We start from the raw sequence: 25731 nt of genomic DNA, 5'->3' as shown, positions 1-25731 counted from the left end.
ACGACGCGCCTTTTTTCTTCTCGTTTACTTGAACTTTTCATCATTCCGATACACGCACGCCTCGATCTTTGCCCGACCCAACACGACATCTTCCGCAAGGGCCGTGCATGTCGGTGAACCGCATACGCCGCAATCCCTGCCGGGCAGTTGTTTGGTCAATGCGTCAATTTCGCTCAATTTCTCGATGGCTCTTCCAATATCGGGATCAAGGCGAAGTCCCGTTCGCGGCTCCAAATCGTCCACCCGGCGGACGACTTCAGCCTCTTTTTTGAGAAGCAACAGATGCGATTCGCGTTCCCACTCGTAGCGGGGACGGCTGATGGACGGATCTTCCGTCCACACGGGCGCCCCGAAGCAACCTTGGTAACACGCCGCCATTTCGATAACGGAAAAGTTGCCGGCCAACCCGTTTTCGACCGCATCCAGCACTTTCATCACATGGCGCATGCCTCCAACCTCGACCACATCCTGAAAGGGGTGCGCGGCGACGTTTCGACGCACTTCGCGCGCTGGGGCCACTATTCGGCGAAGCACGGCCTCGCGCAATGTCGCCGGGTGGACGATTTCGATTTTGGTCATGGCGTTTTTACGGTGAAGCACCGTCAGATGGGCCGGGCATATCGCGAGAAATACCGCGTGGGGGGCCGTCAAGTCCTCGCGCGCCATTTCAATGGGGGTCAGGAACGGCGCCACATTTGGCAACAGCGAGGGAAATCGCATACGAATCAGATTGACCACGGCCGGACACATCGGCGAAAGAACAGGCCGGATGGAGGCTTCCTCCCGCGCGTATCGCAATACGGCCGATCGCAATCCATTTTCCCATTCGTCAATCAACCGAATTTGGCGAAAGCCCATGTCGGCCAGTATGCCCAGCACCTGTCCGGGACTGGTGCTGGCGCCGAATTGTTCGAGAAAAGAGCCAGGCAGGACCAGCACAGTCTTTTTCTGGGGAACGGGGATTTCCCGCAATCCATCGGCAAACAGGGCGTTGGACTCGCAGGCTTCCGCGCAGGCCGTGCAATCCACGCAGAGGTGCGGAAGGATTTCCGGCTGTCCTTGGCGAACCCGCATCGCGCCGGTGGGGCAGGCATGCAGACAACGAAGACATTTCCTACACAGGGACTCGTTTATCCCGACTGAATTGGCCGCCGCCGCATCGGACACTTCCGGCGTCAGGAAAATGCTGAATCGAAGCCGGGTGCCTTCGCCCACCTTGGATTGAAGCGAAAACCGGTCGCTGTTCTTCTTGATGTGGGCCAGTCCCATGCCCGCCCCGAAACCCAATTCCCGCGCGGCCTGCGGCGCGGTCGAATAACCGTCCCGCATGGCCAATTCGATGTCCGGAATGCCCGGACCCTCATCCGACACAATCACGTCAAGCAGTTCCGCGCTCGCCGCCACGTCTATGGCGCCACGGTACGCGTGGATTACGACGTTCATCTCCGCCTCGTAGGCGGCAATCATGGTCCGCCGGACAATATGAGGATCAACACCGATTTTTTTCAACAGTTCCTTGATGTTCTTGGACGCGTTTCCGCCATTTTCATAGTCCCCGCCTGTGATGGGGTACGAGAATGTCTTGACGGCCTTTTTCGTCCTCATGTGTCCAGTCCCAAGGCGGCGCGAAATCGCCGACAGGTTTCTTCCATGTCGAACGGCGAAACGAGCAGGGTTGTCCGATGTTCCTGTGCCGTATCCAGAAGAACCTGGCCGGGTTCCGCGTTGTTGACAAGACACACCCCCGGAACGTCCATCAGTTCAATCAGCCGGACCACCGAAACCGTTAGCAGGGGTGTAATCAACATCGTGGTGTCCGAAACCCGGCCCAGCAAGTCGCTCATCCGGTCGCTGGCATGAAAATCGTTTATCTCGGTGCTTCGCGCCCGCCCGCGCACAAGAACCCGGGCGCCCGTTTTCTTCGCCAGGACATCAATTGTCAAACCCATTTTTTAGAACTCCGATAGTCGGTAATACTCTCCCGCCTGCCCTTGTCTATCCAGAGCGGCGCGGAAATCCCGCGGATCCAGTGTACCGAACCCGCGGGACTTTCCGCACCTTTGCGCCGTGTTTGAAAAACGCCGCGCCGACTGTCCAATGAAGTTCTGCGTTTAGATCCCGCCGGCCGATCCAATGTACTTCCCGCGCGGGGTATAGTGCGTATGCAACAATTTGTGGCTCAAATGCCCGCAAGGACCATCCTTGAGGAAGTTGCTGTAAATTTCCAGGACAGCCGGATTTTCATGCGATTTGCGCACTTCGGACCGACTGTCTTCGCTGTATATGGCCTTGGCGCGGGCCGCACGAATGGACGGGCTGGTGGGAATCGGCTGTCCACCGCCGCCGAGGCATCCGCCCGGGCAGGCCATGAACTCGATAAAGTGGCATTCACTAAACTTTCCACCGGCTTTGATGTCTTCGAGAACCTTTTTCGCATTCGCCGTGCCATGACAAATGCCGACCTTCAGCGTCGCGCCCTCGAGCCACTTCCAGTCCGGCACGAGATGCGCCAAGATGGCCGGAACCGGCCCGACTTTGGCTATCGGCAGTTCGGCATATTTGACGCCGTCGAAGCCACGCACGGGGATCACGTCCGCATGGTCGAACAGGTTTTCGATCTTGATTCCGCAAACCAGTTCAACGACGGTGCGTATGGCCGCCTCCATCACGCCGCCTGTCGCGCCGAAAATGACGCCCGATCCCGTTTCCTTGCCGAACGGATCGTCGAAATCCGACTTCGGCATCTTCGGCAGATCGATACCCGCCTCGCTGATCATCTTGGCCAGTTCGCGCGTGGTCAGGCCGTAATCCACGTCCTTGTAGCCGCTGTCGCACATTTCCGGACGGTTGCACTCGAATTTTTTGGCCGAACACGGCATCAAGGCCACCGTTACGATGTTTTCCGGATTCAGATTGTTGATCTGGGCGTAATACGTCTTGATGATCGCCCCGAACATCTGCTGAGGGCTTTTCGCGGACGAAACATGCGGAAGCATCTCCGGGTAGAAATGCTCGATGTATTTGATCCAGCCCGGCGAGCAACTCGTGAACTGCGGAAGCGCCGTTGCCTCTTTTTTCACAAGCGCCTTGTAAAGCCGCAGGATCAACTCCGTTCCTTCCTCGATGATCGTCAAATCCGCCGTGAAATTCGTGTCGAACACCTTGTCGAACCCGCAGCGGCGAAGCGCCGTGTTCATCTCCAGCGTCAACGGTGTTCCCGGCTCCATTCCGAAGCACTCCGCGATGCCCGCGCGCGGACTCGGCGCGGTCTGAATGACAACGTGCTTGGTCGGATCGTCTATGGCGGCCCAGACCTCGTCGGTTGGGTCGTTGGCGCGCAGGGCGCCCGTTGGACAGCGATTGATGCACTGGCCGCAATTGATGCAGATCACCTCGCCGAGCGGGCGGTCCATGAAAGTCGAGATCTTCGTCTCGGCGCTGCGGCCCGTGGCTTCAAGGACGCCGACTTCCTGTAAGTCAATACAGGTGCGCACGCACCGCCGGCACAGCACGCACTTGTTCATGTCGCGGATGACGCTATGACTGGATTGATCGGTCGAGTAGCGCGGTTCCTTGGGATGACCGAACCGGAAAAAGTCCACGCCATATTCCTTGGCCAATGACTGCAATTCGCAGTTGTTGTTGCGCACGCAGGCATAACAGTCGCCGTAATGGGTGGAAAGCAATAGATCAATGACATGGCGACGCGCCTGGCGTACGGCGCGGGTGTGCGTGTTGACCCGGATGGGTGATGTGATGGGATAGGCGCAAGACGCCTGCAGGGTCCGTTGACCTTCCACTTCCACGACACATACCCGGCATACCCCCGCCACGCACAAATCCTCGTGATGGCAGAGCGTCGGAATGTGGATGCCAAGTTGCCGCGCCGCTTCGAGAATGCTCGTTCCCATCGGCACTTTCAATTCCCGTCCGTCAATCGTGACGGATACGAGTCCGCCGATCGTCTGGCTGTCGGATGAGGCGTCAATGGCAAGCGCGCGCTGGCTGGCGGGCGCGCGCGAAGCGCTCTTGGTGGATGCTGCTTTCTGTGTCATGACTGGCTCCTTTCCCCATGACCGTTGTGGCCGTTCGAGCGCACCGTCCGGCCTACGATTTCATTCTTGAAGTGGGCGACAATGGATAGGAAGGCGTTCGGGCTCGATTGGCCGAGACCGCACTTGGAGGCCAACTGCATCGTCTCGCCAAGGGCGCATAACTCCTTCAGGTACTTCATCGAGCAGCGTCCCTTTTCGAGCAAGGCCACCCCCTCGAGTAGTTTCGCATTGCCTTCGCGGCACGGCGTGCACTGGCCGCAGGACTCTTCCACGAAGAATTCGAGGAAATTTTTCGCGACTTCGAGCATGTCGCGTTTTTCTGAAAAGACGATGATCGATCCACCGGTGGGCACGTCTTCAAAGGCCAGCGCCCGTCCGAATTCGACCGCGGGAATGCAACGCCCCGACGCGCCGCCGACCTGGACCGCTTTCGCGCCTTCACCACCGACCTCGGCCAGCAATTGCGCCACGGTAATGCCGAGCGGAAATTCGTACACGCCCGGCCGCGCACAGTCGCCGGATACGCTGAAAATCTTCAATCCGGCGGATTTCTCCGTGCCGATGCCCTTGAACCACGCCGCGCCCTTGGCCATGATGCACGCCACCCACGCCAGCGTTTCCACGTTGTTGACAATCGTCGGAAGGCCCATGTAGCCCGTATCCACCGGGAACGGCGGGCGATTGCGCGGTTCGCCGCGCTGGCCTTCGAGCGATTCGATCAGCGCTGTTTCCTCGCCGCACACATACGCGCCGCAACCCAGGCGCACCTCGATATCGAGGTCAAACCCGTCTTTGCCGAGAATCGAGGCGCCCAGCAGTCCTTTTTCCCGGCGATCCGCAAGGGCTTGCAGGATGCCGTCGAGCAGATAGGCGTACTCGCCGCGCAAGTAGATGATCCCGTGGCTCGCGCCAATTGCGTAGGCCGCGATGGTCATCCCCTCAAGCACAAGATCAATGTAATCGGACAGGATGACCCGATCCTTGAATGTGCCCGGCTCGCCTTCGTCCGCATTGCAGACAACATATTTCCGATCGCTTACGGCCGCGGCCGCGAGATTCCACTTCACGCTGGTCGGAAATCCCGCGCCGCCGCGTCCCTTGAGACCGGATGCGCCCACTTCGCCGATGACGTCTGCGCGACTCATGGCCACCGCCTTTTTGAGTCCCAGTCCGGGCTCGACGGATCCGAATGTCAGGGTATTCGTCTTGGTTGTCATGCGTGGACCTCCTCGGGTGTCACGGCGTACACGCTGAACGTCTTGCGGCATGATTCGACAATGTCATGCACCATTTCCGGCGTGACCCGCGTGTATACACGGTCGTTGACCAGCAGCGCGGGGCCCTGATCGCACATGCCCAGGCAATTGGCCCATTCAAGCGTGAACTTGCCGTCGGGCGTCGTTTCGCCGAATGTGATGCCCAGGTCGTTTTCCAACTGGCGCGCCACCCGGTCCTTGCCGGCCATGTCGCAGGAAATCGTCCGGCACAGACGAATCACGAACTTGCTGTGATAACTCTTGTGCAGGAAACTATAGAATGACACAACCCCATAGACTTCGACGGGATGGATGTCGAGTTCGTTCGCGATAAGTTGCATCGCATAATCCGAAATCCGGTTATACTTCTTGAGAACCTCCTGAAGAACAGGCAGAAGACCGCTGCGATCCCCGCCGTGTTGCGCGGCCCATGTCCGCACGTCATGGGCGAGACGCTCGTATTCGGGATTGAACATGGCATCAGCCCTCCGACCGGGCCAGCAGCGCCCGGACCTTGTCGCGCAAGGTCGCCGGCAATACCGGCTTTTCCTGAAAATCGTCCACCGGCACCACATCGTCGTCCTTGCCGAAGGTCAGGCCCGTCGCCTTGCCGACACTCGTCAGCATCAATATCGGCTTCGTGAAACCCTGGCGCCGAAGATCCTGCGCCATTGCAATGCCATCATCCTGAAACTCCATCATCACGTCCAGGATGATCAGGTCCGGCGACACGGCCGCAACCTGCGCCATGCCGTCCGGACGGTTGTTGGCCTCGAAGACCTCGTGGCCGTCCTTTTCCAAGACGAAACGGACGCTTTCCACCACATCCGTGTCGTCATCCACCACCAGAATTTTGCTCATGTTCACATCTCCTCCATTGTGCATGCCCTGGTTTCAACTCAAAGGTCGCTTCATGTTCCTTTTTCGTGCAATTTTTATTGAATAATGTTTTTTTCTCTGTGAAAATATTCACATATATTACCTTATAATATCAGAAGAAATGACCAATTGCAAGAAATTTTTTAGAAATATAATAAGAATAATGCGAATATAAGAAATATAATTTTTAAATATTCCTGTAAGTACCGAGTTCTTGAGATAATAGGATGAGAATTTCCACAAAGATTGGCATTTTCGGGTAATTTCATGTCGAATCAAGCAACAAGATCTTGTTGGGAAATTGAAAATGGCCGCTTTGTAGCGCCGATTTCCCAATCGGCATGTCGTGTTTCAGCAAACCGATTTGGAAATCGGCGTTACATTCCGAGACCTTCACGAGTCCGAGAACACGGTACTCTCAAGTTAGATCGTTCCAGTTGGCGGGAGTGAGGGGAACTGGCGTTTCGTAAATGTTTGTTCTCAAAATTTATTTTTTATGGGATTGAGATGCAACATTTCTGGGTGTGTTTTCGTGGTGTTTCGTCGCGGTCGGAAAGCGTCGTAGCATGGATTCGGGGATCGCGTGACGGTATATGCGCAGATCGCGCATCCAACCGTTGAAATAATCCCCGGAACCCCATCCGATACGGAGGGGTTGCCCATTGCGCAAATCATAGGCCGCGGGTTCGAAGGATGTGCTGGAGCCCACGAGATTTCCATCCACATAAAGATAAAGGCGATCGCCCCGGCGCACAGCGGCAATATGCCGCCAGCCGGAGGGGAGCGCGCGATCCAGGGTAACGTTACGGCCGGCCTCGATGCTGAAAACTCGTCCGGAAGGCAACGTGCCGCAAAAGAGTTTCCCTTTGTAAAGCGCCATAGACCATGCGCGGCGATACTTGTTGTCGGACACGTCCAGCGGTTGCCCGATGGGTGTCCATGAATTGTGGCCGTCTAGGCGGTAGACGCACGCGGATGGCAGGGAACCCGTATACAATTTTCCGTTGTAAACCATCATTCCCATGGTTTCCAACTCGTCGCCGGGCTTTCCCAACACGTCCCATGATCCATCGGTTTTTATACGGTAGACATGCGCGTTGGGCCAAGTCGAAAGGTGCAACAGACCCTTGTGTATCGCGAAACTGTAATCCTGATGGATGGGCGGTTGAAGTGTTGCGCCGACATAGTCAAATGTTTCCCCGTCATAACGGAACGGACCACCCGGCGCATCGTAGGAAACCATGTACAGGGCGCCGTTGAACACGCACGGATTGAGCACTCGCCGGCCCGGATGGCCGCAATAGATCCATCGGTCGCCCCCTTCGTGCCGGTAAAGCCCAAAACCCTCCCTCTTGAGTGTTGTGGCGTGCAGGGCGCCCCGATAGACAACCAATCCGCCCAAGGTGGCGGCCGATCCCGTTTCCGGATTGGATAACGCGCCGCAGAATGTCCATTTTCTGCCCCCTTCATAGCGAAAGATTTTCCCGCCGGGCGTGGTATTCGGCGAGGGGGGCATGGCCGATCCCGTCGTGTCGTACCGCGAAGTGCCGGCATATAATCGGCCGTTGCACACGGCAAGGGCGCCAACGGCGTTGCTTGTATCGGGGCTTCCGCAGTCCGTCCATTGACCATGGCCCTCGTACCGGTAAACATGGCCGGAGCCGCCCTCGTGCGGCTCGCACGTCCCGGCGTACAAGGCATCCTCGTATACGGCAAATCCGAAGACCAGCACGGCGTTTCCCGGACGGCCGCAATCGGTCCATTGGGGATCCAAGCGTCCGCTGTCAATGCCGAAAAAGATGTTGCGGTAGTTGGGTTGCGAATTGGAAACGCCGGAATAGGTTGCCATGCCAAGATTCAGTCCCGTTCGCGTGTCCGGGTCGAAGCAACTCAGAAGATCGCCTGGGGCGTCGTCCAGCGGATCTTCAACAAAAATAGTGACACATATTGTAAAGTCGCTTGTTCCGAGGGAGGGGACCATGGCCGCGGGCACTTCAAGATAGGCCGATTTCCCGTCGAAACGGGCGGCGCGGCATTTGTCCGGCGCCGGCACATCGAACACGACACCGTGGTTATCCGCATGCCGGCTGTTTCCGGAATGGTCCCGCGCATCTTCCTCAAGGGGCCAATAGGCGACGGGTTCGGCGATTTGCGCCGCGATATCGTTGCGAAGATTGGATTGCCGATGGTTCATCCGCGCCTCCCCGCGGCCAGATCCGCCGCTTGCATGGTTCGGAACCACGTCGTCGCTGTTCAACGCCATGGAATGGCCCGCGAGCATCAGTACAGCAAGGACAAGCGGACATCCGCAAACCACTGTTCCCAACAAGGACTTTTTTGTCATGGATGTTTTCTCCCAGGGAAAATATTCCCCCCGGCATGACCGGGGAATACTCATCTTGGCACAGAGGGAGCCAAGGCTTCCTGTAAGCCCGAAATCTCCAATTGAAGTATGCTGTGCGCCACTAATTTCGCAATAAGCACACACCCCGCCGGGTTGGTGTGGACAGAATCATAAAAGAGAGGTATACCCGCCTCGCGGAAGAGAGGGATCGGGTTGACCAATGGAACCGCGTGTTCCTCGCAATACTTCCGGAGCGCTTCCTGGTAGTAAAGAGGAGACTGTTCGGGCGTTTCGATTTGGGAAGCCTGGGGCCAGCATATACAGATTGTGCGTGTCCCGCTTTTTGAGAACGCGCTTCGCATCTTCTCGAGACAATCCAAATACTCCGCACTGGTCAAACGCGGGCGTGCGTCGGCCTTGCGCGCCATAAAAAACAGCTTCAACCGGAGGAACGCGAAGAGCCGCAACCCGTGCGCCTCGGGCTCGAGGGCGGCAGTCAAACGGTGTCGTTCGATGTCGGATATTCCATCCCAGCAAACACGGTCATTATTGCCAAAACTGAGGACCACCACATGAGGCTTGAGCGCGATCCATTCATCAATCCGGCGCAGCGCCTGATAGGCGGTATAACCCGTCGTTCCCGCGTTCACGACCTCGTACAGGTCAAAGCCCGCCTTTTCGTTCAAGAGTTTTTCCAGTTGAAAAGGCCACGTTTCAGAATCATTGACGCAAAGTCCGAACGTCGTGGAATCGCCCAAAGTCAAAATGCGAACTCGTGACCCAACCGGCTTCAGCGACGCTCCCCGATAGCCGTACTCATTCGTTGAAACCACAAATTCCCGGGGCAGTTCCCGGGTCTCCCCATCTACGATGTACTTCTTGAGCGCCACATTTTTCAGGTTGGGGAGAAGACGCCATGTGGAAAAAGTATTCGATTGGATCTGCTCGATGTCGGGGATCCCGGGGCTCTCGATAATGGATCGCCTGCTTTCAAGAATAATGTACCTAAACACAATCTCCGTTCCCGCGGCCAGGAGAATCAATGTCAGTAAAAAGATGATAAAAGCGTTGCGAGCCCATTTGATTCGGGATGTCCTGGCGGAACAATCCGCAACGGAGACCGTCATGCTCGAATCACCTCTTCCCACAGGCCTTTGTCTGGCAAATGGATACGCACATACACCCTGCCACAAGAAATCTTGTGGGTGTCGTTTTGTTTGGACGTCCATTTTTCCAAGTGTTCAGCCCATAAAAAAGTTTACTATTCACGATAAAAAAATCCCCGACATAGCCGCGGATCTCCCGATGGAGGTTAGCGCAAGCCGTTGTGGTGATTCAAAAATGAGGCTATGCATGGATGGTCGAGATCGTGCGAGACAGGGGGAAGCGTTTTTCGGCAAGATGAAAAACGTGTCCATCCCGGCCGTTGCGGAACTCCGCCGCGAAGGAACCGGAGCGATATGCCTCGAGAAGATGGCAACCGCATGAATCAATGCACTAAAATCCACAAAGAGCATGTGGCGCGGTTCGCGGGTTTCTTCGTTCTTGGGAACGGAACTGCTTGCTGTTCTTGGCTGTTTTCCACGGGTCAATGCCGTTTGGAAGGTGTGATAGGTGCAGATTCGACGGATTGGAGTCTTCATTTTTTTCTTGATCCTGCTGGCGGCCGGGTTGCGGTTTTATTGCATTCATCTCCAATCTTCCGTTTGGCAGGCGGAAATTTGCGGACTCGATCTGCTCAAACGCGCCACGGGTATCCGCGATATTTTGTTCGACCGCACGGTCAATCGTGAAAGCACACCGCTTTATTTCATTCTGCTGTATTTCGTTCATCGTTTTTCCGGCGACTCCCTTTGGATATTGAGATCTGTCGGTATCTTTTTCGGGGTGCTTTCAATCCCGCTTCTTTATGCGTGCGGACGTCGTCTTTTGGGTCGTAAGGCCGGCATGCTGGCGGCTTTATGGCTGGCCTTGTCGCCCTATCACATCATCAAGTGCCGCGACATTCGTCCCTATCCGCTGGTGTTGCTGCTGGGGTTGTTGTCGGCCTATGCCTTTATTCGAATCATGGAGGACGACAAGAAGGTTCGTTGGTGGTTGGCGAGCATCGTCGCCAATGTTCTACTGGTCTATACGCACGCCTTGGGGTGCTGGCTGTTGCTGGCGGAGGGGTTGGTTCTACTGATCTTTTACCGCAAGCCCTTTGTGCGGATTATCATGTGGACCGCCGGTCATTTCCTGTTTTTAATTCCCCTTGCCGTTTTGATGGCCGGCCGGTACAGTCTGGTGGACCCGCCGCTTTATTCGACGGTTTCCGACTGGCTGTCCAGCGTTTTCTACATGGACGCGTTTCGCATCGCCGAAGTGGCCGGTCATTTTGACGCGGATTATCACGCGGGTCCATGGCCGTCGTATCTTCAATTTTTACTACGCTTGTTCCCTGCCCTTCTTGCCGCGCTTTTCGTCTTTACCGCTGGAAGTTATCTTTCGTCGGTCGTGCGCATGATCCGCGCGGGTATTCGATCGCGTACAGGGGCCGGGCATGGGGGAGATTCCGGCCAAGTTCGCCTGTTCGCCTTTCTGTTGCTCTGGGTTGCCGTTCCTTCCGTTACGATGATCCTGATTACGCTTCTGGGAGTCCCGCTCTTTCAACAGCGGTATATCGTTTATGTGCTTCCCGCGACGTATCTGATTGTGGCTGATGCCGTGCTGTCGCTGCCGGAAAGGCATACGCGCATGATAACCCTCTCCGCTTTCACGGCGACGTTGTGCGTGATGAGTTTTCTCGCCATTCGCCTACCAATGAATGCGGATTATGAACGCGCCGCGCGCCACATCATGGAGCATCGTTCCGGTATGGATCCGGTGTTGTTGATTCCCGGACAGGATGTCTCCGGGCTTCCAATCGCACTGAAACCGTCGCGGTTGCCCCTCCAGGCCTTCGACCGCATGCACGAACTCTTGGAAGCAGCCGAAGACCGGTTGGCCGGGCATTCGGGCCTATGGGTTGTTTTCGATTTTGTATCCGACGCATTTTCAAAGGCACGGAGCAGAATTTTCGCGCGATATTGTGCGTTTCGTGGGATACGATACGAAAAAACCGTTTTTCTGGGACGTTGTGACGTGGTGGTTTTTCAATGCACGAAAGGCGCCGAGTATTTACCGTGGGCCGATGAAAGCGCCTTGGACCGGTTTCACGCGCAACTGGGAGACTCCGTGGACGATCTTTCGCTCCGGCGGCACGCCGCAGCGGCTTTTGAAACCCGTGGCCGTTACCATGAAGCCGCTGAAGAATATCGTGCAATCCTTCGCTATGGGCTGGATTACGCCGGGAAATTCAGCGATCTGTCCAATGAATTGATGATGACGGGATATGACGACTGGGGCGGCCCCGATTTTTCCGCCTATTTCCTGTATGAAGCCGCCGACGATGTGGCCCGTGTTTTGCGCAATAATCATCAGGAACAGGAAGCGGAAGCATTTGCCCGGGACATGCGCGCCCGTTTTCCCGGCAACCCGTATATGGAACGGCTTTTCACCGGTGAAAAGGCGCTTGCGCCGCATTCGCCCCGCACGGATCGTTCTTTTCTCTATCGCTTGGACGATCATTTCCCGGAAGCCTCCCTTGCGTCCGTTCCCCCGGATAGCGACTCCAAACCGTCCGTGATGGGCCTGATTGGCTCCGATCAGCAATGGAGCACCGGCAAAGAGTCTTCCCGTTGCCAATTTGAAAACGGCGTTCTTTTATTTTCTGCCCAAGAACGGGATTATATCCAGACGCCCGATTCCTTTCGCTGCTATGGGCCGGAAGTGGATGCGATTCGTCTCGTGATGACGGTTTCGGGTCCGGAAAAAATCCTTGTTTCATGGCATTCCAAGGGGTCCATGTGGGAATGGAGCGATGACGATGGCCACGCACTCATCCCCATACTTGTTCTTCGTCAACGGGAGGAAAAGGAATACCTGCTCAAGGTCGGTGGGCTTCCCTTGTGGCAAGGCCGCGAGATTGACGGGCTGCGCATCATTGCGCCAACCGCCGGGGAAATTGCCATCCGCAATGTGGACATTGTGATGCGCGCGGGATTGTTCGGCGGGAAGGCCGGCACGGCCGCGTATCGTCTGGGAAATTCACTGCGGCCCTGCGTTTACATGAAGCCCCCTGTCCGGCTCTCCTATCCCATGAAGATTCCCGATCATGCCCGTTTCACGGCTTCGCTGGGCGTCGTATCCGGCGGACATCCGGTGGATTTCACCCTAGAAATTGCGACCCCCGATGGAAGCGAACCGTGTTTGAGCCGGCGCGTGGATCCTCAGACCCCGTGGTTGAATGTGGATGCTCCTCTCGGCCGGTACGCCCATATGGAAACGGAATTGATTTTGCGTGCCGAATGCGACGCGCCGGGGCAGGTTGCGTTGTGGGCCAACCCGATCGTGTTTCAGGAATCCGCCGCGCTTCCGGAGAAACCCAATATCCTCTTCTATGTGGTGGATTCCCTGCGGGCCGATCATCTCGACCTTTATGGCTACCATCGGAATACCGCTCCTGCCCTGACGGAATTCGCGCGGGGCGGGGCGTGGTTCCGGAAATGTATCGCCCCGTCAACCTGCACTCGATCGTCCATGGTTTCCATCTTCGCGGGTATCGAAGCGATTGCGCACGGGCTCGGCTGTTGGGATATGGCGGAACCCGTCGTGCTTGCCACGTTCCCGGAAGCGCTGAGAAGCGTGGGATATACAACGGCCGCGTTCACGGAGAATCCCTGTACGCCGCTTGCCGTGCCGCAGCGCCGAGCCTTTTGTTCCGTGGACGATTTCGATGAGTTGACCGCCTCCCGGGACGGATCAACGTTCGGCGCCGTGCAAACCTTTTTCCAGGAACACAAAAACCGCCCCTTCTTTGTCTATATCCACACGATGGAATGTCACGTTCATTTCAATTCACCGGAAGAGTACGGTTATGAATCGCCGCCATCGTATCAAGGGTTATGGGCGGCCGGTCGTAAGGACCATGAAGGCTGTTACGACGAAACCATCCGTTTCGCGGACGATAATTTTGCGCGAGTTCTTGGCTTGTTGCGCGATGAGGGTCTCGAAGCCAATACCCTTGTTGTCTTCACATCGGATCACGGCGAGGGGTTTGGACAACACCCGAATCGCATCATTCACGGTTACGAGCCGTATGATGAACTGGTGGGCGTTCCGCTGGTCATGTGTTGGCCGGGTCGGATTCCTTCCGGACAAGCGATCGAAAATATAGTCCAGTCGATCGATTTAGCGCCGACCTTTCTCGATATCCTCGGCTTGCCGCCGAACAGTCCGTTTCAGGGATTGAGTCTTCGGCCGCTTCTGCAAGGGGAACGCCCGGACGGCCTGGCCGAGCGTGTTTTATATGCCTATGAAGGTCAAAATCTGGCGCCGGAAACCAGCACGGTGGCCATCGTAAAAGACCGCTGGAAATTATTTGGGCGCTTTCCGGATACGTCCAAGATATTGTTCGATTTGGCAAGCGATCCGCTGGAAATGACCGATTGCACACCGGAAAATGCGGGATTGGCGGCGAATCTCGAAGCGCATCTCACGGCCCACTGGCCGCCGTTGATGGACCTGCGGAAAAAATACGAGCCCTTGCGCACGACGGCCGTGCAGATCATGGATACGCAATGGGATGAAATGTTGAAAGAGTTGGGAAATCCGGGAAGATGAACGCTTCATTGATTTCATGCGCGCATCGAAACCGCAGACACGGCGTTGTCTGTCCAACAAAGGAAAACGGATGATTCCGCGCCGATGGGTGGAAATGGCGCCTGGCGAAAGGGACTGCCTTGAAAATCTCGCGGCCGGTTCTTCCGGCAATGAAGCAGTCATCGCCGAGTGGGAAAGGGCCGTGGCCCGTTTTACGGGGTTGCCTCATGCGGCCGTGGCGAGTTCGGGGCGGCAAGGCATGCTGACCATCCTGAATCAGCTTGGTGTCGGCCCGAATCACGAGGTCATTGTTCCCGCTTACACGCTGGGCGATTTGCTTCCACTCATACAAGGACTCGGCGCTCGTCCTGTTCCCGCCGACATTAACCTCGACACGTTCAATGTCACCGCAGAGACCATCACGCCGCGGATCACATCCCGCACGCGCGCCATACTGGCATTGCATGCCTTTGGCGCTCCCGCGGACATGCCGGCCATTCTCGATGCTGCCGACAAACGCCGCATTCCCGTCATCGAGGATTGCGCCCATTCGCTCGGCGCGACATTGGCGGGAAAACAGACCGGAACGTTTGGGCATGCGGGCTTTTTCAGTTTTGAATACAACAAACCCGTCAACACTTGGGGGGGAGGCATGGTAGTGACGCGCGACGCGGCCCTGGCCGAAAGCCTGCGCGAACGACAGCGCGGCGGCATGTCCGATCCCGCCTTCCTGAAGACCAAAATCAAGGGAATGCAAACGGAACAGCGCATGTTCCAAACGGGCGCGGCCTTCGTTCCCCTCTTGTTGTTTGCCCTGCCGGGCGTGCGCGGCGTCATGGCGCGCGCCTACCGCCGCATGCAACGCACCCCGCCGCCCCGGTTGCGCTATCTTCCGGTTCAGGCGGAAATCGGCATCGCCAAGTTGTCCACGCTTCCCGAACGCCTCGCTGCGCGGGAAACCGCGGCAAAGGCCTATTGCGATCTGCTTCATCCCGACATACGGCCCCAGCGACTCCTGCCCGGCGCAACCTCGACATGGTATTTTTTCGTGGTTCGCCTTCCCCGGTCTGCCCAAATTCCCCGTATCGGGCTTCTACTGAACGGCATTGATGCCGGCATCGAACACGAAATCGCCGATGACTGCGCCGCGATACTCGACGACGCCGGTTGTCCCAATGCCGCTCAAATGTATCGGACGGCCGTCGCCCTGCCCATGTTCGACTCGATAACGCCTGAGCAAATACAGAAGGTTGCCCGAATTATCAACAAAATGGCCGTCTGATTCCCTGCATTCCGGCATGTTGCACAGGGGACGTTCGGATCGGCGATTCGGGGCTATTTTCCCATGGCGCCGCGCATGTGATAGGATTCCGTTTTCGCGTGCCTGAACGACATGGGCGGCGGTTTCAGAACGGAGGCGGTATGGCGAAGAACATTACGAAACGCGGCGACGACTATTCGCAATGGTATATTGATGTGGTATTGCAGGGTGAACTGGCGGATTATGCGCCGGTCAAGGGTTGCATGGTCATCAAGCCGAACGGCTACGCGGTGTGGGAGAACATCCAAAAGAATCTCGATCGGATGTTCAAAGAAACCGGCCACGTCAACGCCTATTTTCCCGTTTTTATCCCCGAGAGTTTCCTGAAGAAGGAGGCCGAGCACGTCGAGGGGTTCGCGCCGGAATGCGCCGTGGTCACGCACGCGGGCGGCAAGCCCCTGGAAGAGCCGCTGGTGATCCGGCCCACCTCGGAAACGATCATCTGGTCCATGTACCGCAACTGGATTTCATCGTACCGCGACCTGCCGCTGCTCATCAATCAATGGGCGAACGTGTGCCGGTGGGAAATGCGCACGCGCCTGTTCCTGCGCACTACGGAGTTCCTCTGGCAGGAAGGCCACACCGCGCACGCCACGCACGAGGAGGCCGAGGAAGAGGCCTACAAAATGGTGCATGTTTACAAGCGTTTTGCCGAGGAATACATGGCGATGCCGGTCATTGCGGGACGCAAGACCGACAGCGAGAAATTCGCCGGCGCGCTGCACACATATTGCATCGAGGCAATGATGCAGGACGGTAAGGCGTTGCAGGCCGGAACCTCACACCATCTTGGCCAGAATTTCGCGAAGGCGTTCGACGTGCAATTCCAGGACGCGAACAAGCAGCTTCAATATGTCTTCGCGACGAGTTGGGGCGTGTCCACGCGGCTTATCGGCGGCATGGTCATGACCCACAGCGACGACAACGGCCTTGTCATTCCGCCCAAATTAGCGCCGCTTCCCGTCGTCTTTGTGCCCATCTGGCGAAGCGAAGAGGAAATGGCGCGCGTGCTTGGCCGCGCCCGCGAACTTACGCGGGACTGGGATCCGCTCTTCTACAAGATTGACGATCGCGACCAGTACAAACCCGGCTTCAAATTCGCCGAATGGGAAGTGCGGGGCGTGCCGATCCGCATCGAAATCGGACCACGCGATTGCGACAACAATCAGGTCGTCGCGGTTCGGCGCGATACCGGCGCAAAGATTCCGCTGCCGATGGACGGACTTCAGGAGAAGGTCTGCGCGCTGCTCGATGAAATCCAAGCCAACCTGTTCAATGCCGCCAAGCGGCGCATGGATGAACGCACCTATACATGCGATTCCTACTCCGACTACAAGAACAACGTCGGCGACGGTGGATTCTTCCGCGTGCACTGGTGCGGCGGCGCCGAATGCGAGGCGCTCATGTCCGAAGAGACCAAGTCCACCATTCGCTGCATCCCTTTCGATGCCGAAGAGGAAAACGGCGTCTGCATGATTTGTGGAAAACCATCTAATCGGCGCGTGGTTGCCTCGCAAAGTTACTGACCTGCGCCATTCACAACAGGGCGGACACGATAGGCGATCTCGTTTGGCCGTGTCTTTCCGAAAAGGCCTTCCGTGAAACTTTTTTCCTGGCTTCAGGCATGAAATGCGTATGCATCAATGGAAAGACATTGAATTTGATTATGTCGTCCCGTATCGTCTCGCTTGATCAGTTTCGTGGATATACCGTCGCCGCCATGTTCTTTGTCAATTTTCTGGGCGGTTATGCGTGCATGCACCCGGTGTTCACGCATCACGGCAACTATTGCAGTTTCGCGGACCTTGTCATGCCGCATTTTTTCTTTGCGGTAGGCTTTTCCTTCCGGTATACATTTCCGCGATCCATTGAAAAATTGGGCGCATGGCCGGCGTATCGAAAGGCGATCAAGCGCAACCTCGGCCTGATCCTGTTGGGGGCGATTTATTACGGCCTGGACGGCTCTTACGGCTCGTGGAGCCAGATCCAGTCCTTGGGCGTGTGGGGTTTCCTGCAATCCACGTTTCGCAGCGCCATGTTCGAAGCGCTGACGCATATCGGCCTTACGGGCTTGTGGTTGCTGCCGGTCATTCTGACCACTACGCGCGGACTCTGGGCATTCATGTTCTTCACCGGATCGTTGCATGTCGGCCTATCGCATCTTTTCTATTATGATTGGGGCATGCGCCACGGCATGATTGACGGCGGCCAACTGGGTTTCATGAGTTGGGCCATTCCGACATTGGCCGGCGCCATCGCATGCGATTGGATGCGCGACCGGGGGCCGCGCCGGGCACTGGCGCCGTTGATCGGCTGGGGCGTGCTATTGTCGCTGCTGGGATACGGCCTCTCGTGCCTGAATAACGTCCATCATGCGCTTATCGGAAACAATCCCTTGCAGGGTGCATGGCGCTGGCTTGCCGCGTTGCCCTTTACGCCACCGGCGCTCCCGCAGGACATGTGGACGATGAGCCAGACGGCATGCAGCGTGTCGTACACAACTTACGGCGCAGGCATTTCACTACTGCTTTATGCACTGTTTGTCGTCGCGTGCGATATGTCCCCGTTGCGTTTGGGTGTCTTCCGCACCTTCGGCACGAATGCGCTTGCGGCCTATCTTATCCATTCAACGGTGCAGAACGCCGTTGCGCCGCTGACACCGGGCGACTCGCCGATGTGGTATGCTTTCTTGGCGTTTGCGGTTTTTTTCGGTGTTACCTATCTCTTTGTGCGTTACCTTGAAAAGAACAATATCCATATACGGTTGTAATCTTCGGCCTGTCTTGATAGTCCTGGCCGCATGTGGGTCCAATTTCGCGCCTTCGGAGACCGCCATGAATCTTCTTGAATCCGACGATTGGGAATTTCTTGAAACGATCGCGGCATCGGTCGTCGAGGCATCGCGGGTTGCGCCGGGTGGGGGAGTGGGGAAGATCGGACCGAACACGACCGGTGGCACATTGATCCGGCCCGGCGGCCGCGACTGCTATCCCGCGTTCTGGATCCGCGACTACGCCATGTCGCTCGAATCGGGATTCATTACACCTGAAGAACAGCGCCATGCTCTGTTGCTCACGGCGCGATGCCAACAGGACAAACCGTGGCGCCTGCGCAGCGGGAGTTTCGTGCCACCCGGCGCGATTCCCGATCATATCACGCTCGACGGCAAGCCCATTTTCTTTCCCGGTACGCTGGACGATTTCGAAGGACAGGGCGGGGACGCATGGGGTTATCTCCCGGCGTTCGACGACCACTTCTATTTCATCCAAATGGCCGCGGCCTATGCCGAACTTGCCGGTGACACAGACATTCTTACCCGGGAAATAGACGGTATTCCGCTCATTGACCGGCTCGACCGCGCGTTTCATGTACCACCTTCGCGCGCCGACAATGGCCTTGTCCACTGCGAAGCGGACAACCGTGGCGTGACCTTTGGATTCGTGGACACGATTACCCATACCGGCGACGTCCTGTTCGCCTCGCTCCTTAAATACCAAGCCGCCGACGAAATGGCCCGATTTTATGAACGCATCGAAAAACCGGACAAGGCCAGCGAATATCATGACGTCGCGGCCATGATCCGCATGGCCATTCCGGCCACGTTCGCCACGGGCAAGGGACTCCTTCGCGCCTCCACGGTAACCAGCGGGCAACCCGATGTCTGGGGTTCGGCCTACGCCGTTTATATCGGTGCGGTTGACGAGGCCCAAGCAGGAGCCGTCTGCAAGGCGCTTGCCCAAGCGTATCGCGATGGATCGCTGGCCTGGCGCGGCAACATCCGGCATGTGATCACAACGGACGATTACAGCTCCACGACCGCATGGGAGAAGGCTCTATGTCCAAAGAACCGCTATCAGAACGGCGCATATTGGGGCACGCCCACCGGCTGGGTCTGCTATGCCATGGCCCAAACCGATTTCGATCTCGCCCGCAAACTCGCCAACGAATACATCGCCGAACTTCGAGAAGGCGACTACCGCAAAGGATCCGAATTCGGCTCGCCGTGGGAATGCATGCACCCGGACGGCAACCATCGCCAAAATCCCGTGTACATGGCCGGCGTCACCTGTACCTATGCCGCTTTCAAGCGTATTGAACGCGAAAAAGAGCGCTGTCGTGAATCGGTGCAGCCGCTGCCATGAGCAAAGGGCGCGGATCGCTTGCCCTTATCCAAATTTGATGAATATTGCCTGCCGCCGGTATTCTTGCAATAATGCGGCAGGAGGAATGGCGAGCGATGAAAGTGCTGTTGATGACCGACATGGAAGGGGTGGCGGGGGTCAAGAATTCGGAAGATTGGTGCATGCCGGATTCCCGGTTCTATTCGGTTGGTTGCCGTTTGCTGACGCTCGAAGTCAATGCGGCGGTGGAGGGTTTCTTCGCGGGGGGCGCAACCTATGTGCAGGTGGCGGACGGCCACGGATGGGGCGGAATAGACATCGAGATGCTCGATCCGCGCGTCGAGTATGCGCGCGGCTGGGGCGCGAAGGCGTGGCCATTCGGTTTGGATGAAAGTTTTTCGGGCGTGGCGTGGGTCGGCCAGCACGCCAAGGCCTCTACCGAATATGCGCATCTCGCGCACACCCAAAGTTTCGCCTATATCGATCTTTCCATCAATGGCCTATCCATAGGTGAATTCGGCCAACTGGGAATGTGCGCGGCGGAACTGGGCGTTCCGGCTTTTTTCGGCTCGGGCGATCTGGCCTTCACGAAGGAGGCCGAGGCGCTGGCGCCGGGGATTGTCACGTGCGCCGTGAAACGGGGCGTGATGCCGGGAACCGGCGAGGAATGCACCGTGGACGAATACCGCAAGCGAAATGCGGGCGCGGTTCACACGACGCCGGTGCGGGCGCGCGCCATGATTCGCAAGGCAGCCGAGGCGGCCTTGTGGAAACTCAAGAAGAATCCGCCGCCGCCCGTGGCATGCAAAGCGCCCTTCGAACGGGTGGCTGTGCTTCGACCGGAAAAAACCGGTGAACCGAGGCGAACGGCCCGTGAAACTCATCCAACATCGGTGATTGAATTGATGTCCATGCCGGTGAATTGGAAATAAGCATGGCCTTGGACCGGGTAAACGGAACATTGAAGGAAATTGTTGGAAAGGATTGCGGCATGGCTATTCGTCTGGGAGTGATGGTCGGATTGTTGTTTTCGGTTGCGGCAATGGCCGAGTTCACGTTCGAGGATCGGGATGGATCGCTCACATTGTTGGAAAACGGCAAGCCGGTCTATTCCTATCGTTACGAAATGGTTGCCCCGCCGCAGGGCGTGCCGGCGCATTTCAGCCGGTCGTGCTACATCCATCCGTTGTACGATCTGAACGGCAACGTCATCACCCAGGATTTCCCCATCGATCATTTTCATCACCGAGGCGTGTTCTGGGCGTGGCCGGAATGCAAGGCGGGTGAACGTCCGATGGACGTATGGGCGCTGGGCAATGTGCGGCAGCGCCACGAGGAATGGCTCGCGCGTGAAACCGGCACGGATAGGGCCGTCATGGCGGTCCGCAACCGATGGGCGTTCGATGCCGATCCCGAAAAGGCCGTCGTCCGGGAAGAGGTGCGCATCACGGCGTTTCCGTCCGGCGAAACCGGCCGCCCGCTCGATTTCGATATTCGCCTCACGAACGTTTCGGGGGATTCGGTCACGTTTCTGGGCGCGAAAAACAAAGGGTATGGCGGATTCTGTTTCCGCCCCGACGCCAAGAACAAGCCCTTTGTTTTTACCACGGCCAAGGGTGTCTGCCCGGAAGACGCGCTGCAATTCGACACGCCGTGGGCGGATGTGTCGTGGGCCAAAGAGGGCGGCGCCGGGGTGGCCATCTTCGAGCATCCGTCCAATCCCGGTTATCCATTTCCCGGCTGGATTTTTCGCCATTACGCGTTCCTTGGCGCGTCGTGGCCGCACGAGCAGGAACATGTGCTGAAACCGGGCGAATCGTTTCAACTTCGGTACCGTTTATACATTCACGCGGGCGACGCCGAAAAGGGCGAAGTCGAGCGGTCTTTTCGGGATTACACGGCCACTGTGGAACGATAGGGGAAGCCCATGCAGGACCTCTTGCACCGTGTTTTGGAATTTACCGGCGAGGGCGTTTATCGCTACCGGTACGACGATGGGGTGGTGCTGCTGGCAAACCCCGCCTTGGCGCGTATTCTGGATCTCGACCTTGATCCGAAGGAAATTACGGGGAAAAATATTCAGGACCTGATGGGACCGGAAGCGGCCGCTTTGCACGGGGATCTGGCTTCCATCGGCGAGATTCGCGGCAGGGAATATGAATTTACGACCTGCAAGGGCAACCGGCGCCGGGTAGTGCATGACGTCTTTGTCGTCGAGGATGCGGCGATGCGGACGAGGGTGGTCGAAGGCATGCTGAGGGACGTCACGGACGCCCAGTGCGCGAAGGATGCATTGTCGCGCCAAAGCGGGCTTCTTCAGGTGCTCATGGACGCGATGCCCGATCTTATTTTTTTCAAGGATGAAAAGAGTCGTTTTATCGCGGGCAACAAGGCGTTGGCCCGTCTCATGCTTGGGCACGAGGACGTCTCGCAACTTCTGGGCAAGACCGATTTCGATTTCCACCCGCCCGAATTGGCGGCTCGTTATTTCGCGGACGAAAATCACGTCATGTTGACGGGCGAGCCGATTACAGCCATCGAGGAGCCGGTACTCGATAGTGTGGGCAATCCGCGCTGGTTTTCCACGACCAAGGCGCCCATTCGAGACGAACAGGGGCGTGTCGTGGGGATCGTCGGCATTGGGCGCGACATCACCGAACATCGGCGTGTCGAGGATGCCCTGCGTCTTGACGAGCAACGACTTGAAGCACTTTACCGACTTGGCCAGATGGCCGGAGCATCACTCCAGGAATTGTCGAGTTTTGCGCTGGAAGAGGCCATCCGCCTTGCCGGCAGCACGGTCGGTTATCTGGCGTTTCTCAATGAGGATGAATCCGTTCTTACCATGTACGCATGGTCGCGCGAAGCTATGGAGGAATGCCTCATATCGGATAAACCGCTGATATACCCGGTGGAACAAACGGGATTGTGGGGCGAGGCGGTCCGTCAGCGGAAACCCATCATCACCAACGATTATGCCGCGCCGAACCCGTGGAAAAAGGGGCTTCCGGAAGGACATGTTCACCTCAACCGCCACATGAACGTTCCCGTCTTCGAGGGAAACCGGATTGTGCTGGTGGCGGGAGTGGGCAACAAGGCGACGGATTACGACGAATCGGACGTGCGGCAATTGTCGCTGCTGATGGACGGAATGTGGCGGCTGGTTCGGCAGCGGCAATCCGACGAGGCCCTTTTTCAAAGCGAGTGGAAATACCGCACCCTGTTCGATGTGTTTCCCACGGCCATTTTCCTCGAGGAACTGGATGGGCGCGTTCTCGACTGTAACACGGCCGCCTGTGAAATGTACGGCTGGTCGCGTGAGGAAATGCTACGACTGTCGGTCGCCGATCTGGTGCCCGCGGATCTTGCCCAACGCCTGCCGGCTTTTGAGGATGAAAACCTCCTGAAGGGCGGATTCTTCATCGAAGCCCAAGGCAAGCGAAAAAACGGCGAAATTTTCCCAACGGAAGTAAACAGTCGCACGATAAAACTTGGCGAACAGATGCTTGTGCTCGTTTCCGTGCGCGATATTACCGAGATCAAACGCATTCGCGAGGAACGCGAGCGCCTCAACCTGCAAATTCAGCAGACGCAGAAACTGGAAAGCCTTGGCGTGCTGGCGGGGGGAATTGCCCACGACTTCAACAACCTGCTGACCGGCATCCTGGGACATGCCAGTTTGGCGTTGATGACCCTTTCTCCGGTTTCCCCCGCCCGGGCCAACATCCAGCAGGTCGAGATAGCCGCGCGTCGGGCGGCGGATCTAACCAGGCAACTCCTCGCCTACAGCGGCAAGGGACGCTTTGTCGTCGAGCGAATCCATCTTTCGGAACTGGTCGAGGAAATGATGCACCTGCTCGAAGTGTCCGTCTCAAAGAAATGTTCCCTGCGTTGCCATTTTGCCGCCGACACACCCTGCATCGAGGCCGATGCCACACAAATTCGCCAGATCGTCATGAACCTGATAATCAACGCGTCGGAGGCGATCGGCGATCGACAGGGTACGATCACGATCGCCACGGGCTGCATTGAATGCGACCGTGCCTATTTGGCCGAAACCTACCTTGACGAGGCGCTTCCCGAAGGCCGGTATGCCTTTCTGGAAGTGTCCGATACCGGCTGCGGCATGACGCCGGAGATCCGTGCGCGGCTTTTTGACCCGTTTTTTACGACCAAATTCGCCGGCCGTGGGCTTGGATTGGCCGCGTTGCTGGGGATTGTGCGCGGGCACCGGGGCGCCGTGAAAGTCTATTCCGAGCCTGGAAAAGGCAGTTCATTCAAAGTCCTGTTTCCCGCCGCGGAGGCTCCTGAAGAATGTTGGGCGGCGCCGATTGTTTCCAATCGGGCATGGAAGGGCGAAGGGCTTATTCTGGTGGTTGACGACGAGGCGATTGTCCGCGATTTGGCCGCGGATGCGCTTGGCGGCAAGGGGTTCGAGGTCATTACGGCATGCGACGGCGTCGAAGGGGTTGCCCTGTTCAGGAATCGTGAAAAGGATTTACGGGCGGTCGTGCTCGACTTGACCATGCCCAACATGGATGGGCTTGAAGCCTTTTCGGAAATGCGGCGCATCAATGCCTCCGTGCCGGTCATTCTGTCGAGCGGATATAATGAACAGGACGCCACGGAGCGCTTTGCGGGCAAAGGTTTGGCGGGTTTTTTGCATAAACCGTACCGCGTCGAGGATCTGTTGGACGCCGTCGCCCGTGTTGTATCGGTGTGAGGCGGCCGCGGCGGTGTGAAGATTACGGAAAACGAATTCGCGGGCATAAATTCCGCGGTCGAAACAAGTGGCAAGGAGTGTATTGGAATGTCTACGAACACGAGTGGCAAATTGGCATTGCTGGGGGGGCGGCCTGTACGGGATCCGGGGCGCGCATGGCCGACTTGGCCTATTTTCGATGATACCGAACGCCGGGCCGTCAACGAGGTGTTGGAAAGCGGCAAATGGTGGTTTGGGGAACGCGTGAAACAATTTGAGACGGACTATGCCGCCTTTCAGGACGCCGCATATTGCGTTACATGTTCGAGCGGCACCGCCGCCGCCGAAATTTGTTTTCAAGCCATGGGCATCGGACCGGGCGACGAAGTCATTGTGCCGCCCTATACCTTTGTGGCCACCGCCAGTTCGGTGCTGCGCGTCGGCGCGACGCCCATCTTCGCGGATGTTGACGAGTCCTGGTGCCTTTCGCCGGATGCGGTCGAAGCGGCCATCACACCGCGCACGAAGGCTGTCGTGCCGGTCCATTTCGCCGGACGCATCGCCGACATGGACCGCCTCAACGAAATCGCCGCCCGGCATGGCCTGATTGTCATGGAGGACGCCTGCCATTCGTGGGGTTCCAAGTGGAAGGGAAAGGGAACCGGCGCGCTTGGCAACGCCGGCGTGTTCAGTTTTCAAAATTCGAAAAACATAACCGCAGCCGAAGGCGGCGCCATCCTCACAGACGGCGAAGATCTTGCCGAACGTTGCAGGGCCATCACGAACTGCGGGCGCCTCAAGGGGGCGCAATGGTACGCCCATTCGTTGCTTGGCACCAATGCGCGGATGACGGAATTCGCCGCGGCCATTCTAAGCGCCCAACTCACCCGGCTTGAGAAACAGACGCTTCTCCGCGAGCAAAACGCCGCAATTTTGGACGAGGGGCTGCGTGACATCGAGGGCATTACGGTGCAGCCGGGCGATCCGCGCATTACGCGGCGCGGTTACCACCTTTATTGTGTACGAATCGATCCGGACGCGTTCGGCTGTACCCGGGAGAAATTCGTGGCCGCTGCGGAGGCAGAGGGATTGCCTATTGGCGCGGGATACGGGATGCCGCTGTACAAACAGCCGGTCATGGCCCGTTATGCGCATCTGCACGATTACAGCCGGGATTATTGCCCCGTTGCGGAGGATCTCTGTTACCGCAGCGGCATGTGGTTCGTCCACCAATTACTTCTCGGCGCCGAAGACGACATGCAAGATATCGTCGCTATCTTCAAGAAGATCAAGGCGCATGCAAAGGAATTGAAGGAGGAAGGATGAAGGCGACGCGCTGTCTATAAAGTCCATATCGTCCACTGTCCCAAA

17 protein-coding genes and 1 pseudogene are annotated in these 25731 nt (G+C 57.4%); 9 read left to right on the top strand and 9 right to left on the bottom strand.

Annotation, left to right across the window (positions count from 1 at the left end; all coding sequences use genetic code 11):
• Positions 1-24: 24 nt before the first annotated feature.
• The 9 genes and pseudogenes from P5540_09090 to P5540_09050 form a co-directional block, all read right to left on the bottom strand.
• Positions 25-1167, bottom strand: coding sequence for a (Fe-S)-binding protein (locus P5540_09090; GenBank protein ID HRT64971.1), 1143 nt, complete (start codon positions 1165-1167; stop codon positions 25-27).
• A 9-nt stretch (positions 1168-1176) separates the two neighbouring features.
• Positions 1177-1605, bottom strand: a pseudogene (locus tag P5540_09085) (ATP-binding protein).
• Positions 1602-1949: a hypothetical protein gene (locus tag P5540_09080; protein ID HRT64970.1), complete on the bottom strand. Its 348-nt coding sequence runs from the start codon at positions 1947-1949 to the stop codon at positions 1602-1604. The pseudogene P5540_09085 and the gene P5540_09080 overlap by 4 nt, the downstream one beginning before the upstream one ends.
• Positions 1950-2111: 162 nt before the next feature.
• Positions 2112-4055 (bottom strand): NADH-dependent [FeFe] hydrogenase, group A6, encoded by a 1944-nt coding sequence (locus tag P5540_09075; protein HRT64969.1) that lies wholly within the window; start codon positions 4053-4055, stop codon positions 2112-2114.
• Positions 4052-5272, bottom strand: a complete 1221-nt coding sequence (locus P5540_09070) for an NADH-ubiquinone oxidoreductase-F iron-sulfur binding region domain-containing protein (protein ID HRT64968.1) — start codon at positions 5270-5272, stop codon at positions 4052-4054. The genes P5540_09075 and P5540_09070 overlap by 4 nt, the downstream gene beginning before the upstream one ends.
• Positions 5269-5787 (bottom strand): NAD(P)H-dependent oxidoreductase subunit E, encoded by a 519-nt coding sequence (locus P5540_09065; GenBank protein HRT64967.1) that lies wholly within the window; start codon positions 5785-5787, stop codon positions 5269-5271. The genes P5540_09070 and P5540_09065 overlap by 4 nt, the downstream gene beginning before the upstream one ends.
• A 4-nt stretch (positions 5788-5791) precedes the next feature.
• Positions 5792-6172 carry a response regulator gene (locus P5540_09060; protein ID HRT64966.1) on the bottom strand — a complete coding sequence of 127 codons (381 nt, stop codon included), beginning with the start codon at positions 6170-6172 and terminating at the stop codon, positions 5792-5794.
• 505 nt (positions 6173-6677) lie between these two features.
• Entirely contained in the window at positions 6678-8534 is a 1857-nt protein-coding gene (locus tag P5540_09055) for a LamG domain-containing protein (GenBank protein HRT64965.1), read from the bottom strand.
• A 50-nt stretch (positions 8535-8584) separates the two neighbouring features.
• Positions 8585-9763, bottom strand: coding sequence for an SGNH/GDSL hydrolase family protein (locus tag P5540_09050; GenBank protein ID HRT64964.1), 1179 nt, complete (start codon positions 9761-9763; stop codon positions 8585-8587).
• Between the two features lie 385 nt (positions 9764-10148).
• Here P5540_09050 and P5540_09045 point away from each other — a divergent pair, with 385 nt between their 5' ends.
• The 9 genes from P5540_09045 to P5540_09005 all read left to right on the top strand — a co-directional run bounded on the left by P5540_09045 (position 10149) and on the right by P5540_09005 (position 25686).
• Positions 10149-14237: a sulfatase-like hydrolase/transferase gene (locus tag P5540_09045; protein HRT64963.1), complete on the top strand. Its 4089-nt coding sequence runs from the start codon at positions 10149-10151 to the stop codon at positions 14235-14237.
• A gap of 70 nt (positions 14238-14307) precedes the next feature.
• Positions 14308-15498, top strand: coding sequence for a DegT/DnrJ/EryC1/StrS family aminotransferase (locus P5540_09040; protein HRT64962.1), 1191 nt, complete (start codon positions 14308-14310; stop codon positions 15496-15498).
• Between the two features lie 140 nt (positions 15499-15638).
• Positions 15639-17063 (top strand): proline--tRNA ligase, encoded by a 1425-nt coding sequence (gene proS / locus P5540_09035; GenBank protein HRT64961.1) that lies wholly within the window; start codon positions 15639-15641, stop codon positions 17061-17063.
• 128 nt (positions 17064-17191) lie between these two features.
• Positions 17192-18307: a hypothetical protein gene (locus P5540_09030; GenBank protein HRT64960.1), complete on the top strand. Its 1116-nt coding sequence runs from the start codon at positions 17192-17194 to the stop codon at positions 18305-18307.
• A 64-nt stretch (positions 18308-18371) separates the two neighbouring features.
• The gene (locus P5540_09025) at positions 18372-19679 is read left to right on the top strand and encodes a hypothetical protein (protein HRT64959.1); all 1308 of its coding nucleotides are present in this window, start codon (positions 18372-18374) and stop codon (positions 19677-19679) included.
• A 95-nt stretch (positions 19680-19774) separates the two neighbouring features.
• A complete protein-coding gene (locus tag P5540_09020; protein HRT64958.1) occupies positions 19775-20590 on the top strand; it encodes a M55 family metallopeptidase in 816 nt (271 codons plus the stop codon).
• Positions 20591-20649: 59 nt separating this feature from the next.
• The gene (locus tag P5540_09015) at positions 20650-21576 is read left to right on the top strand and encodes a PmoA family protein (GenBank protein ID HRT64957.1); all 927 of its coding nucleotides are present in this window, start codon (positions 20650-20652) and stop codon (positions 21574-21576) included.
• 9 nt (positions 21577-21585) lie between these two features.
• Complete coding sequence (locus P5540_09010; GenBank protein HRT64956.1) at positions 21586-24381, top strand: PAS domain S-box protein; 2796 nt, start codon at positions 21586-21588, stop codon at positions 24379-24381.
• Between the two features lie 87 nt (positions 24382-24468).
• Entirely contained in the window at positions 24469-25686 is a 1218-nt protein-coding gene (locus P5540_09005) for a DegT/DnrJ/EryC1/StrS family aminotransferase (GenBank protein HRT64955.1), read from the top strand.
• Positions 25687-25731 lie beyond the last annotated feature (45 nt).

Source organism: Candidatus Hydrogenedentota bacterium (assembly GCA_035450225.1).
GTDB lineage: Bacteria > Hydrogenedentota > Hydrogenedentia > Hydrogenedentales > SLHB01 > DSVR01.
Note: the sequence above shows the minus strand (reverse complement) of the source record. Positions and strands in the feature narration are given on the sequence as shown.